At 74.2% G+C, this 12,435-nt stretch carries 12 protein-coding genes; 5 read left to right on the top strand and 7 right to left on the bottom strand.

The features are described 5' to 3' along the window. Window positions 1-25: 25 nt before the first annotated feature. Entirely contained in the window at window positions 26-799 is a 774-nt protein-coding gene (locus ABT093_RS06630; protein WP_350561062.1) for a maleylpyruvate isomerase family mycothiol-dependent enzyme, read from the bottom strand. Between the two features lie 288 nt (window positions 800-1,087). Between ABT093_RS06630 and ABT093_RS06635 the strand changes: the two genes are divergently transcribed. The 4 genes from ABT093_RS06635 to ABT093_RS06650 all read left to right on the top strand — a co-directional run bounded on the left by ABT093_RS06635 (window position 1,088) and on the right by ABT093_RS06650 (window position 6,144). Next, the gene (locus ABT093_RS06635) at window positions 1,088-1,888 is read left to right on the top strand and encodes a trypsin-like peptidase domain-containing protein (protein ID WP_350561064.1); all 801 of its coding nucleotides are present in this window, start codon (window positions 1,088-1,090) and stop codon (window positions 1,886-1,888) included. Window positions 1,889-2,068: 180 nt separating this feature from the next. Further along, a complete protein-coding gene (locus ABT093_RS06640) occupies window positions 2,069-3,574 on the top strand; it encodes an MFS transporter (protein ID WP_350561066.1) in 1,506 nt (501 codons plus the stop codon). A 56-nt stretch (window positions 3,575-3,630) separates the two neighbouring features. Further along, the gene (locus ABT093_RS06645; RefSeq protein WP_350561068.1) at window positions 3,631-4,992 is read left to right on the top strand and encodes a cytochrome P450 family protein; all 1,362 of its coding nucleotides are present in this window, start codon (window positions 3,631-3,633) and stop codon (window positions 4,990-4,992) included. A 117-nt stretch (window positions 4,993-5,109) separates the two neighbouring features. Next, window positions 5,110-6,144: an L-tyrosine/L-tryptophan isonitrile synthase family protein gene (locus ABT093_RS06650; RefSeq protein ID WP_350561070.1), complete on the top strand. Its 1,035-nt coding sequence runs from the start codon at window positions 5,110-5,112 to the stop codon at window positions 6,142-6,144. Here the strand turns inward: ABT093_RS06650 and ABT093_RS06655 are convergent. The 3 genes from ABT093_RS06655 to ABT093_RS06665 are packed head-to-tail and all read right to left on the bottom strand — an operon-like array spanning window position 6,129 to window position 9,280. Next, the gene (locus ABT093_RS06655) at window positions 6,129-7,055 is read right to left on the bottom strand and encodes an ABC transporter ATP-binding protein (RefSeq protein WP_502884138.1); all 927 of its coding nucleotides are present in this window, start codon (window positions 7,053-7,055) and stop codon (window positions 6,129-6,131) included. The two genes, ABT093_RS06650 and ABT093_RS06655, sit on opposite strands and share 16 nt — an antisense overlap. Before the next feature lie 17 nt (window positions 7,056-7,072). After that, complete coding sequence (locus tag ABT093_RS06660; RefSeq protein WP_350561074.1) at window positions 7,073-8,185, bottom strand: FecCD family ABC transporter permease; 1,113 nt, start codon at window positions 8,183-8,185, stop codon at window positions 7,073-7,075. A gap of 3 nt (window positions 8,186-8,188) precedes the next feature. Further along, a complete protein-coding gene (locus ABT093_RS06665; RefSeq protein WP_350561076.1) occupies window positions 8,189-9,280 on the bottom strand; it encodes an ABC transporter substrate-binding protein in 1,092 nt (363 codons plus the stop codon). A 143-nt stretch (window positions 9,281-9,423) separates the two neighbouring features. Here ABT093_RS06665 and ABT093_RS06670 point away from each other — a divergent pair, with 143 nt between their 5' ends. Continuing rightward, window positions 9,424-10,266 (top strand): helical backbone metal receptor, encoded by an 843-nt coding sequence (locus ABT093_RS06670; RefSeq protein ID WP_350561078.1) that lies wholly within the window; start codon window positions 9,424-9,426, stop codon window positions 10,264-10,266. 6 nt (window positions 10,267-10,272) lie between these two features. Here ABT093_RS06670 and ABT093_RS06675 read toward each other — a convergent pair whose 3' ends face one another. From ABT093_RS06675 to ABT093_RS06685, 3 genes are all read right to left on the bottom strand, one after another. After that, the gene (locus ABT093_RS06675) at window positions 10,273-10,659 is read right to left on the bottom strand and encodes a hypothetical protein (RefSeq protein ID WP_350561080.1); all 387 of its coding nucleotides are present in this window, start codon (window positions 10,657-10,659) and stop codon (window positions 10,273-10,275) included. Between the two features lie 49 nt (window positions 10,660-10,708). Further along, on the bottom strand, window positions 10,709-11,746 hold the full coding sequence (locus ABT093_RS06680; protein ID WP_350561082.1) for a S66 peptidase family protein: 1,038 nt from the start codon (window positions 11,744-11,746) through the stop codon (window positions 10,709-10,711). A 157-nt stretch (window positions 11,747-11,903) separates the two neighbouring features. Next, a partial coding sequence (locus ABT093_RS06685; protein WP_350561084.1) for a hypothetical protein occupies window positions 11,904-12,435 on the bottom strand: 532 nt, incomplete at its 5' end.

Consider the following 12,435-nt stretch of genomic DNA (forward strand, 5'->3'; position numbering starts at 1 on the left):
GACGGATGCGTCACACGTGCGCGCTCTACGCGTTCGGGTCCCAGTCCGCGAGCCGCTCCATCGGCTCGGTGTCGCCGGAGGTCTCCAGGCCGTCGAGCGGGGTGCGCGCGTAGAAGTAGAGGACCAGTTCGCCCGCCGCGCCTCGCATCACCATGTCGCCCGGCTCCGCGTCGGCGGCGAGGTCGTCGCAGCGGACGCCGTCGGCGTTGAGGGTCAGGCGCCAGGAGCGGCCCTCGGTCGCGTGCAGGTCGATGGTCGCCGGCTTGAACGGCCACGGGACGGACGTCGCCGAGACGGTCGTCAGGAACTCGTCGACGCCCTCGACCGCGACGTCCGTCGGCAGCGGCTGCGCGGCGCCCTGGGTGAGCTGGACGTCGTAGGTGTGGACGGCGATCTCCTGGATCTGGTGCCGGGCCACGGCTCCGCTGGTCTCCGGGGCCTGCGAGCGGCCCCACCAGGTCCAGCAGCCGCGGTCCGGGCCGGCCTCGCGCAGCGCGTCGAGCATGAGCCCGGTCGACTCGGCGAGCCAGGCGTCCAGGGCTTCGCGGTCGCGGGGCGCGGTCGGCGCGCCCTTCGGGTCCGTCCTCGCCGGGGGCTCGGCGCCCGGGCCCGCCGCGACGATGGCGGCCTGGCGGCGGCGGCCGTCGCCGAGGTGCTGCGCCAGTTCGCGCAGCGTCCAGTCCGGACAGCTCGGGACCTGGACGTCAAGGTCGGGGGCGGACGCGATCGCGGCGCGGAACGCGGCCGAGCGGTCTTCGATCAGCCGCAGGACCTCGGGGAACTCCAAGATTTTTTGCACGCCGGTTGTGTACCACGGCGCTCCGACCGCCGGGTAGCGAATTTGTCGGACGAACGCGTCGGCGGCCGGGCGGCGCCGGGCCCGGCGGTCCCCGTCATGGTCGGAGACCCCTGTGCAGCCAGCCTCCGGTAGCTCCCGACCTGACGCCCCTCGGGGACCGACCTGTTTTCGCCGGTGTTCCCGGCATCCGAGTGATGGAGACTCGAACAGTTCTCGTCGCCGTGGCGGTCGACCGGGTCCGTGGCCCTCCTGCGGTCAACCGCCCGTTCCCACAAAGGAAGCGATCACATGATGCGTCCGTTACGCGCCCTCGGCCTGACCGTCCTCCTCGCGGTCATGTCCCTCACCGCGGCTCCGTCCGCGGGCGCCGTCCCCGCTCAGGACCCCGCTCAGGCCCCCGCCGCGGGCACGCGGGCGCTCACGCCCGTCGGGGGCGGCACGGGGATCATCTTCCGGCTGAAGCCGACGCCGGAGGCCCCCACGAGCTGGTACCTCTGTACCCTCACCGCGGTCGGCCGCGACGCGGCGGGCAACCTGGTGGGCCTGACCAACGCTCACTGCCTCATCGACGCGCAGGGCAACAAGCTCGTCGGCGAACAGATCTACCGGGACACCTCGCCGGCGGGGACGGCCCTCGCCCCGGCCGACGTCAACGCCAGCCGCCCCGACCTGGAGACGGGGGCCATCGGCACGGTGACGTACGTCAGTACGCCCAACAACCTGCTCAGCACCGGGCCCAAGGGCCTGGACTACGCGGTGATCAAGCTGGACGAGAGCCGGGTCGCCCCCACCGACACCGTGGGCTCGGTGACCATCACGTCGATCGGGGCGCCGCCCGCCAACGGGACCCGGATGTGCAAGCAGGGCCACCGGACCGGCCTCACCTGCGGCATCAAGCTCGGCACCAACGGAATCTGGTTCACCCACCTCGTCTTCACCAACTCCGGCGACTCCGGCTCCCCCGTCGTGGACGGCCAGACGCTGGTCGGCAACGCGTTCGGCGCCCAGCACAGTTCGCCGATCCTGAGCATCATCGACGAGATGAACACGGTCGGCGGGGTCGGCGCCGGCTTCCACCTCGCGACCTGATCCGCTCCGGAGTCCTCCGGCGGGCCCCCGGGCTCAAGATCGGCCAACGCCGTCATGATCCGGCCAACCCGTAAAAATCCCCCACCTGTTCGGAACTCGCGCCGAGGTGCCTCCGACTGCTGTACCGGACGCCGCCGCCGAGGTGGTGTCCGGACGGCACGGGGGAACGGAGGATGACCCATGGCAACGCAGCAGTCGCCCGCCACCAGCACACCGGGTGACAGGCCGGCCGGGGCGGCGGTGGACCGGTGGAGCCTGGTCTTCGCCGCCGGCCTGATCTCCTTCGTCGCGATGCTCGACATGAACGTCGTGAACCTCGCGCTCACGGACATCGCGAACGCCCTCGACGTCTCCCCCACCACCGCCCAGTGGGCCGTGCTCGGCTACCAGCTCCCCCTGGTCGCCCTCCTGCTGCCCGCCGGGCGGTGGCTGGACCAAGTCGGCCTGCGCGCCGCCCTGTTGCTGTCCGTCGCCTGCTTCGCGCTCTGCAGCGCGCTGGCCGCCGCCGCCCCCTGGGCGAGCTGGCTGATCGCCGCCCGCCTCGCCCAGGGCGCCTTCGGCGCCGTGCTGTTCGTCCTCATGCCGGTCCTCGCCGCCACCGCCGTCCGCCCGGAACTGCGCGGACGGGCGATGAGCGTGCCCGCCACCCTGGGCCCGCTGGGCGCCGTCCTCGGCCCGGTGATCGGCGGCCTGCTGCTGGACCACGTCGGCTGGCGGGCGATCTTCCTGGTCAAGCTGCCGATCTGCCTGGCCGCCTGGCTGATCGCCCGCCGCGACGCCCCGCGCGGCGGCGGCCGACTGCGCATGCCCGACCGTGGCTCGCTCGCCGACGCCGCGCTGATCGGCTCGGCCGTCGCCGCCGTGCTGCTCGGCCTCACCCTCGCGCCCGACGCGCCGCTCTGGCTGCTGCTCGCGCTGCCCTCCGTGCCGCTGGTGCTGTTCTGGCTGCGCCGCCCCGGCGGGCGCCCGGTCGCCAGCGTCATGCGCGCCTCCGGCACCGCCCCCGTGAACGGCTCGGTGCTGGCCCTCGCCGCCGGCTTCGCCGCCAACCACTTCCTGCTCGCCCAGTACCTGCGCCGGGAGGACGGGGTGAGCGCCACCACCACGGCGCTCACCATGCTGGCGTTCCCGCTCGGCATGGTGGTGGCCGGCCGCTTCGGCGGGCGGCTCGCGGACCGCTGGGGCGCCCGCCCGACGGCGCTCACCGGCGCCGCCGTGACCGCCCTCGGCATGCTGCTGCTCATCCCGGTGGACACCGACTGGACCTCGCCCGACATCGCCTGGCGGCTCGCCGTGGCGGGCGTCGGCATGGGCCTCAACGGCGGCCCGGTCCAGGCCCTGGTGATGACCTCGGCCCCGCCGGACCAGCTCGCCACCGCCGGCTCGGCCGTCCAGCTGTCCCGCAGCCTCGGCTTCGCGCTCGGCCCCGCGCTGGGCACCGCCGCCACCCTGTACGGCACCACCGAGATCGCCGGCGTGCGGGCCGGTCTCACCCTCGCCACGGTCGCCGCGGCGACCGCCGTGGCCCTGCTGACCCTGCACCACCGCACCAAAAGCACCAACCGCAACAACAGCACCAGCCCCACCAAGGGCGCCAAAGGCCCCGGGCCCTCCGACGGCTCCCTGAGCACCGCAAGCACCGAGAGCACCGCCGAGACCGACCGGACGATCAGCAGCCGGACGTGATGCACCGTCACTCACCCGACTGCACACGGCAGATCCATACCGGAGGAACAACCGCAATGACCGACACCGTCCACGACCCGACCGCGGCGGGCGAGACGCCCGACGGGCCCCGCTGCCCGTTCGGCTACGACGAACTCCCCGACCCCGTACCGCTGTTCGGCCAGGAGTACAAGAGCGACCCCTACCCGCTGTACCGGCGGATGCGGGCGGCGGGCCCCGTCCACCGGGTGACCTTCCCGAGCGGCGTCGGCGCCTGGCTGGTCACCGGCTACAAGGCCGCGCACGAGGCGCTCAACGACCCCCGGCTCGGCAAGAACCACGAGCTCGGCAACGAAGGCTGGCGCCGGCTCGCCTCGATCATGCCCGAGCCGCAGCACTCCCAGCTCCAGGTGCACCTGCTGCACCAGGACCCGCCGAAGCACACCACGATGCGCAAGCTCGTCCTGGACGCCTTCTCACCGCGCCGGGTGGAGTCGCTGCGCCCGCGCATCCAGGAGCTCGCCGACGCGCTGGTCGACGAGCTGCCGCCGACCGCCCCGGCCGGCGGCAGCGACCTGGTGGCCGGCTTCGCGGCCCACTACCCCTTCCGGGTGCTGGCCGAGGTGATCGGCCTCCCCCAGGAGCTGGCCGTCAGGTTCGACCGCGACTGGGGCAAGGTGGTGCAACCGGTCGGCCCGCAGGACCCGGGCCGACCGGCGTACGAGGGCCGGCTGCGCGGTCTGCAGACCTACATCGCCGAGGTGGTCGCGCACAAGCGTGCCACCTACGATCCCAGCGGGCCCGACGTGGACCTGCTCGGCCGGCTCGTCACCGCCTGCGACACCGGCGTGCTGAGCCCCGAGGAGCTCGACTCCATGGTGTTCCAGCTGCTGGTCGCCGGCCAGGAGCCGGTCACCAACCAGATCACCACCATGCTGATCACCCTGCTGCGCCACCCGGAGCAGCTCGACCGGCTGCGCACCGCCCTCGACCCCGACGCACCCACCGCCGAGCCGGGCCTGCTCACCCGGGCGATCGAGGAACTGCTGCGCTACGACGGCGCGTTCGAGCTCACCACCTGGCGCTTCTTCGCCGAGGACAGCGACCTGCACGGGACCACCGTCCCGGCCGGCGACTCGGTGATCGTCTCGCTCGGCGCCGCCAACCGCGACGAGGAGCAGTTCCCGGACACCGACGTCCTGGACTTCGACCGCTCCCCCAACGCCCACCTGGCCTTCGGTCACGGCATCCACTTCTGCCCCGGCGCCGCCCTGGCCCGGGCCGAGCTGCAGATCGCCATCGCCACCCTGCTCACCCGGCTGCCCGGGCTGCGCCCGTCCGCCGCCGACGACGAGCGCATCGACGCGCTCGCCTGGGTACCCGCCGTCCTGGCCCGCGGGGTGAACAGCCTCCCGGTCGCCTACGACCGGCGGATCTGAGCGCCTGCGAAAGGCCGACCACGCCTCTCCCTGCATCCACCACAGCGTCCCGGCGTCCACCGCCGGGGCGTGGCTCCGCCTGCCCGAAGCCCGTTCACCGTTCCGTGGAGGACCACCATGCCGCGCGCCGGCACCGTCACCGACAACTCCAGCACCCCTCAGGCTGACAGCAACGAGGGCACCGTGACCACCACGCACACCATCGCGCACACCAGCACCGGTTACACCGCCCCCGACCAGCAGACCGTCGCCCGGATCTCCGCCGAGATCCTCGACCTGCTGCTCCCGCACCGCCGCGCCTCGGACCCCGAGGTCGACGCGACGCCCGCCGACTTCCCGCTCCAGATGGAGCAGTTGGCGGACTTCATCACGGCCGGTGACCCGATCCTGTTCACCCTGCCCGGGTTCCCCTGCAAGTCCCCCAACCTCGCCAAGGTGCTCGGCCACCTGCCCGACGAGGGCGAGCGGCTCTCCCTCACCTTCCTCAACCGGCTCGCCGAGGAGATCGGCAAGCTCTACGAGCCCGGTGCCAAGATCCTGATCTGCTCCGACGGCCACATCTTCGGCGACCTCATCCATGTCCCCGACGACCACATCGACCAGTACTCCGACGAGCTGGCCGCGCTGATCGAGCGCGAGGGCCTGACCAACCTCGACACCTTCGACCTGCGCGCCGTCCTCGGCGACCTGCCCTTCGACGAGAAGCGCGCCCGGGTGCACGCCAAGTACGCGCCCACCAAGGAGGAGCTGCGCGAGCAGGTGCTGACCGACGAGGAGACCGCCAAGCTCTATCGCGGCATCACCCGCTTCCTCACCGAGGACACCTCCGGCTGGACCGGCACCAAGTCCGCCCTGCAGCGCGACTGCCGCCAGCGCGCCTACGGCGTCATCCAGCGCAGCCGCGCCTGGGGCGACCTCATCGCCGAGCAGCACCCCCGCTCGTTCCGGCTCTCCATCCACCCGCAGAAGGTCGGCGTGCTGAAGTTCGGCATCCGGCTGCTGGAGCACACCGACATGTGGATGACGCCGTGGCACTCCTCGGTGCTCCACCGCCAGGACGGCGAGTGGGAGCTGCTGCGCAGCGAGGAGGCCGCCAAGGTCGGCCGGCTCGTCGAGCGCAACGGCCGGCCGAGCCACTACGAGACCTCCTGACACTCGACCGAGGCCGGGGCGGCGGCGACCGGGTGTTGCGAGGACACCCGGACGGCCGCCGCCCCGGCCAGTGACGCGCCCGGACCGGCAGGCGCCGGCTCCGGCAGCTCCGAGGGCTCCGGCAGCTCCGGGGACTGCGGCAGCTCCGGGGCCGGTGCGCCGGCCGGCGAGCGGTGGTCGAACGCGATCAACGGGTCACCCGTGAGCGGGTGCTCGATCACCGCCGCCCGCACACCGAACACCTCGGCGAGCAGCTCGGCGGTCAGCACCTCGCGCGGCTCCCCCGAGGCGACCAGCGCGCCGCGGTGCAGCACGTGCAGCCGGTCGCACACCGAGGCGGCCGCGTTCAGGTCGTGCAGCGCGACCAGCGTGGTGCGCCGCTGTTCGCGCAGCAGGGCGAGCAGCTCCACCTGGTGCCGCACGTCCAGGTGGTTGGTCGGCTCGTCCAGCACCAGGACGTCCGGCTGCTGCGCCAACGCCCGTGCCAGCAGGACCCGTTGACGCTCCCCGCCGGAGAGCTGGGCGAACCGGCGGTCCGGCGCGTGCGCCATCCCGACCCGGTCCAGCGCCTCACCGACCAGCCGGTGGTCCTCGGCGTCGTCCCTGGCGAACGCCCGCTTGTACGGGGTGCGGCCCATCGCGACCACCTCGCGGACGGTCAACTCGAAGTCCCCGCCGCGCTCCTGGGGCAGCGCCCCGATGTGCCGGGCGGACTGCGCCGGGCTCAGCTCGGACAACTCCCGCCCGGCCAGCAGCACCCGGCCCGCGCTCGGCCGCAGGTGCCGGTACACGGTGCGCAGCAGGCTGGACTTGCCGCTGCCGTTGGGACCGACCAGCCCGGCGATCTCGCCCTCCTTGGCGACCAGGTGGACGCCGGCCACCACGGTCCGCCCGGCCAGGGCGACGCTCACGTCTTCGACGGCGATCCTCAATTCCGCTCCAGTCGTCGGTCCAGCAGGTAGAGGAGGGTGGGGGCGCCGAGCAGGGCGGTGACCACGCCGATCGGCACTTCCTGGCCGTCCAGCGCGGTGCGGGCGATCAGGTCGACGACCACCAGCAGCACGGCGCCGGTGAGGGCGGACAGCGGCAGCAGCCGGCGGTGGTCGCCGCCGACCAGCAGCCGGCACACGTGCGGGACCATCAGCCCGACGAAGCCGATCGCCCCGGAGACGGCGACCAGCACGCCGGTGAGCACGCTGGTGACGGCGAAGATCTCGCGGCGCAGCCGGGTCACGTCGATGCCGAGGCCGGCCGCCGTCTCGTCGCCCATCAGCATGGCGTTGAGCCCCCGGGCACGGCCCTGGAGCAGGGCCAGCCCGAGGGCCACGGAGACGGCGGGGACGGCGAGCTGGCCCCAGGTGGCGCCGCTCAGGCTGCCCATCAGCCAGAACAGCACGCCGCGGGTCTGCTGCTCGTCGCCGGTCTGCAGCACGAGGTAGCTGGTGAGGCCGGTGAGGAACTGGCCGATGCCGATGCCGGCGAGCACCAGGCGTAAGGGGGAGAACCCGCCGCCGCGCCGGGCCAGCAGCCACACCAGCGAGAACGCGGCGAGCGCGCCGAGGAAGGCGGCCACCGAGACGGTGATCCCGGCGATGCCGCCGATGGTCAGCTCCAGGCCGAGGCCGGTGCCGAGCACGATCACGCCGACCGCGCCGAGCGAGGCCCCGGAGGAGATGCCGAGCAGGTACGGGTCGGCGAGCGGATTGCGGACCAGGGCCTGCACGGCGGTGCCGACCACGCCCAGGCCCGCCCCGACCACGGCCGCCAGCAGGGCGCGCGGTACCCGCAGTTGCCAGACGATGAGGTCCCGGGTGCCGGGCGCCGGGTGCTGCCCGGTGAGCCGGCGGCCGACCACCTCCCACACCTCGCCGGGCGGGATGTCCACCGCGCCGAGCGAGACGGCGGCGGTCAGCGCGAGGACCAGGGCGGCGGTGAGCACGGCGGCGAGCGGTCCGGCGCGCAGGGCGCGGACGCGCCTCTCGGGGGCGTCGGCGCCCCCGAGCGCGGCGGGCGCCTCGTCGACGGTGCTGGCCCGGGCCATCGCCTACTGTCCGTTCTTGACGAGCGTCGGGTGGACCGTCGCGGCGATCCGGCGCACGGTGTCGGCGGTGCGGATCCCGGCGATGGTGGTGACCTCGGAGCCGATCCGCAGGAAGTGCCCCTCCTGGACGGCCTTCAGGCCCTGGGTGGCCGGGAATCCCTTGAGGAACGCCTCGGCCTCGTCGAAGGCCTTGCGGGTCGCCTCCTCGCTGCCGCGGTTGCGCACCGCGAGCTGGATCCAGTCCGGGTTCTTCGCCACCACGTCCTCCCAGGAGACGGGCCGGAAGTCGGCGTCGCAGTCGGCGAACACGTTGCGCGCGCCGGCCAGGGTGATCACCGCGTTGGCGACCTGCTTGCCGCAGACGGCCATCGGTTGCTTTGTACCGGCGTCGAAGTCGAAGAGGAAGTACCCGGGACGCTGCGCCTCCGGTACGCCCGCGGTGGCGTTCTTGACCTCGGTGATCTGCTGCTCCATCGCACCGACCAGTTCCTCGGCCTTGGCGGCCGTCCCGGTGACCGCGCCGAGGCGGCGGACGTCCTCCTCGACGGCGGCGAGGTCGGTGCGCGGGCCCTGGGCGGCCTTGGGGCCGGTGGCGCAGGCCGTGGAGAGCAGCAGCACGTGCTGGATGCCGGCCGCCTTGAGCTCCTCCTCGCTCGGCCCGGCGCCCGCGGCCCCCATGCCAGGCATCGGCCCGAAGGTGTCCACGTAGAGGTCGGCGCCGGAGCCGAGCAGCTTCTCCTTGGGGATCAGCGTGTCGCCCAGCACCGGCACCTTGGCGCCCTGCTCGGCGATGGCGGCCGGCAGGGCGCCCTTCCCGGGCGGGAACCCGGTGCCGATGAGCCGGTCGCCGGCGCCGAGCTGCAGCAGCATCTCCAGCCCGGCCGCGTCGGTGCTGACGATCCGCTTCGGTGCCTGGCGGACGGTGGTCTCCTTGCCCGCGCAGTCGACCACCTTGACCGGGAACGCGCCGCCGGCCCCCGCCTGGGCGCTCCCACCACCCCCCGCGCCGTCCGCGCTCCCGTCACCACTGCTGGAGCATGCCGTGGCGAACAGGGCGACGGCGGCCGCGATACCGCAGAAGACGCGAGGGCGCATCAGAAACTCTCCTGGTCAATGGTTGTGCTCGGGTTCGTCCTGTGAACCCGGACCAGGTAGTCGGCCGTTGCGCCCGGGCGGTTCCCGGGATTTTGCCCCTCCGGGCCCCGAACGATGCGCGGCCGGGTGGCTAGGGTGAGGGAATGATGCCCTTTCCCGCTCCCGGTGACGCTGCCGGTGGTGTGCCCGGTGCCGCGCCCCTGGTCGACGACCTCGGGCTCGTGGTGCCGCTCGGGGCGGGGCCGGTGCGGCGGGTGGTGTCGCTGGTGCCCTCGCTCACCGAGGCGGTCGCCGCGTCCGCGGCCGGGCTGCTGGCCGGGGTCACCGACTGGTGCAGCCACCCCGCCGACCTGGACGTTCCCCGGATCGGCGGCACCAAGAACCCCGACGTGGCCCGGGTCGTGGCGCTCGCCCCGGACCTCGTGATCGCCAACGACGAGGAGAACCGCCGCCCCGACCTGGACGCCCTGCGGGCGGCGGGCCTGCCGGTCTGGGTCACCGACATCCGCACCCTCGACCAGGCGCTCCACTCACTGGACCGGCTGCTCACCGTCGGCTGCGGGCTGCCCCGGCCGCCGTGGCTGGACGCCGCCGAAGCGGCCTGGGCCTCCTTGGCCGAGGTCCGCCCGCTGCCGGGAGCGGGCCGCCGGGCGGTGGTCCCGATCTGGCGCCGCCCCTGGATGGTGCTCGGCCACGACACCTTCGCCGGCGACCTGCTGCACCGCCTCGGCCTACACCTCCCGCACGCCGAGGACCCGGACCGCCCCGAGCGCTACCCCGCCGTCCCCCTCCCCGAACTGCTCGCCACCCGCCCCGAGCTGGTGGTACTGCCCGACGAGCCCTACCGCTTCACCGCCGACGACGGCCCCGAGGCCTTCCCCGGCATCCCGGCGGCCCTGGTGAGCGGCCGACACCTCACCTGGTACGGGCCGTCCCTGACGGAGGCCCCGGCCGTCCTGGCGGAGCAGCTGGCCCGGGCGGTCTAGCCCGTCTCACTCGGCGGCCTGGAGCCATCCCTCGTCGAGGTGGATGGTCCAGGTGTCTCCCACGGACCGCTTCGGTTCGACCGGGGCGGCCACGGCCGCGACGGCTGCCGGAGCGTCGGACGGCCGCAGCGGTGCGTCCGGGAGACCGTGCCGCGCGCAGGTTCCCGCCCGGCCGTTGCCGTCGAAGGCGTGCGGCGGCAGCCGGGGGCCGGGACCGGACCAGGCCGGACAGTTGTCCTCCGCCCAGGCGGCCGCGGCGTCGACACGGTCCACGTGGGCCAAGAGGTGTTCGGGGGCCGGATCGCAGCTGAACCGCACGGGGAAGCCCTCGGTGTCCACCGCCCACCAGTCCCACGCGATGCCGGGCCGGGGATGCCGCAGGACCGTCGCCATGCCCGCCACCGTATCCGGGCCCGGCTGCGGCATCCCACGGCTTCCTCGCTCAGCGCGGGCCGACGGCCGGTTCGTCCAGGCTCAGGGCGCGGGCGGTGGCGTCGACGGTGGCGCGGACGCCGAGCGGCAGGGGCAGGTTGGGGCCGGCGTGGCCGAGGTCCACCTGCCCGAGCACCGGCAGCGGCCGGCCGCCGAGCACGTCGAGCACGACCTCGCGCAGCGACGGCGCCGGGGCGTCGTCCGCGCAGCCGACCGCCGTGAGCCGGTGCGGCACGCCGACGACCATCGCGGCGATCCGGTCGAGCACGCCGGACAGCCGGAGCAGGTGGAGGTCCTGCCAGACCGCCGACAGCGGCCGGTCCACGTCCTCCCAGAACAGCACCGCCCCGTCGAAGCGCTCGGCGGGCAGCGCGTAGGGCGTCGCCTGGAGCGGCACCAGCCGCTTGAGCAGGCCGCCGAGCAGCGGTCCGGCGGCCCGGCCCGGGCGCCAGCACTCCCAGCCGCCGGATGTCCGCAGCTCGGGCAGCGGTCCGAGCGGCGTCGCCGGGTCGGTCAGGGCACGGCGGTAGAGGTCGGCCAGCGTGTCGGCGGGCGTGTCGGCGGGCGTTCCGGCGGTCGGCACGGCGGCGGTGTGCCAGGAGTCGCCGAGTCCGTAGGTCGCCATGTCGCCGTGGAGGCCGGCCAGGCCGGTGCGGGCGTGCAGCGCGAGCAGGAGCAGCGAGACGTCGCTGCACCCCAGGACCGGCTTGGGGTCGGCGCGGACGGCGTCGACGTCCAGCCGGTCCAGCCACCCGGCGGTGGCCTGCCCGCCGCTGTGCGCGACGATCGCCCGGACCTCGGGGTCGCGCAGCAGCCGGTTGAACTCCTCGGCCTGCGCGTCGGGCCCGGCCGCCGCCCACCAGCGCCGCCGTCCCGGCTCGGTCAGCGGTGTGCGGCGCACCCGGAAGCCCATGGCGGTGAGTGTGGCGACCCCGCGTTCCAGCAGCGGCGCGGCCTCGGCCTCCAGCGGACCTGAGGGTGCCGCGACGGCGACGAGGTCGCCCGGGGCGAGGGCGCGGGGGCGCAGGACGTCGGGCGTGGAGGGCACGGGCGGGCTCCGCTCGGTTGGCGTCGATCGGCTTGTCCGACCGTCGCCGAGTCTCAACAGCCCCCGGACGTCCGGCAATCGAATATCGGTGCGTGGACACGGAAAAGGCCCCGGGGCACGGTCGGTGACCGTGCCCCGGGGCCTTCCCCGTGATTCGTCAGCCGCGCGCGGCGGTGACGGCGGCGCCCAGCGCCTCCTTGATCCGCGGCCCGAGGCGGGCGAAGCCCAGCTCCTTCATCGCCGCCCGCAGCAGCTCCTCGTCGCTCCGCTCGACCCCGTCGCCGTCGACCCAGCGCACGATCGCGAGCAGCTCCTCCGCCGAGTACGCCGTCACCGGCCGCCCGGGCGTGAAGTCCGGCTTCTCCGGCCGCCCGCCGGCCACGGCCTCGGTGACCTCGTCGGCGGCCTCGGTCTCGACCGCGACCTCCGCCACCGGCTCAGCCTCGACGGCGGCCTCGGGCTCGGTCGTGGTCGTGACGACCGGCTCGGCAACCTCGTCGGCCGCAGCCTCAACGGCCGGCTCGGCCTCGACAACCTCAGCGACCGCCTCAACCTCGACCGCCACCTCGGCCACCGGCTCGACGGCAACCTCCTCGGCGGCCTCGGTCTCGACCGCGACCTCCGCCACCGGCTCAGCCTCGACGGCGGCCTCGGGCTCGGTCGTGGTCGTGACGACCGGCTCGGCAACC

Origin of the sequence: Kitasatospora sp. NPDC002551 (assembly GCF_040296005.1) — a bacterium.
Classification (GTDB): domain Bacteria; phylum Actinomycetota; class Actinomycetes; order Streptomycetales; family Streptomycetaceae; genus Kitasatospora.

Coding starts and splice junctions, on each gene's coding strand:
- ABT093_RS06670 (WP_350561078.1), top strand. CDS start 9,424: ATGATGCCCTTTCCCGCTCCCGGTGACGCTGCCGGTGGTGTGCCCGGT.
- ABT093_RS06640 (WP_350561066.1), top strand. CDS start 2,069: ATGGCAACGCAGCAGTCGCCCGCCACCAGCACACCGGGTGACAGGCCG.
- ABT093_RS06675 (WP_350561080.1), bottom strand. CDS start 10,659: ATGGCGACGGTCCTGCGGCATCCCCGGCCCGGCATCGCGTGGGACTGG.
- ABT093_RS06665 (WP_350561076.1), bottom strand. CDS start 9,280: ATGCGCCCTCGCGTCTTCTGCGGTATCGCGGCCGCCGTCGCCCTGTTC.
- ABT093_RS06660 (WP_350561074.1), bottom strand. CDS start 8,185: ATGGCCCGGGCCAGCACCGTCGACGAGGCGCCCGCCGCGCTCGGGGGC.
- ABT093_RS06635 (WP_350561064.1), top strand. CDS start 1,088: ATGATGCGTCCGTTACGCGCCCTCGGCCTGACCGTCCTCCTCGCGGTC.
- ABT093_RS06645 (WP_350561068.1), top strand. CDS start 3,631: ATGACCGACACCGTCCACGACCCGACCGCGGCGGGCGAGACGCCCGAC.
- ABT093_RS06650 (WP_350561070.1), top strand. CDS start 5,110: ATGCCGCGCGCCGGCACCGTCACCGACAACTCCAGCACCCCTCAGGCT.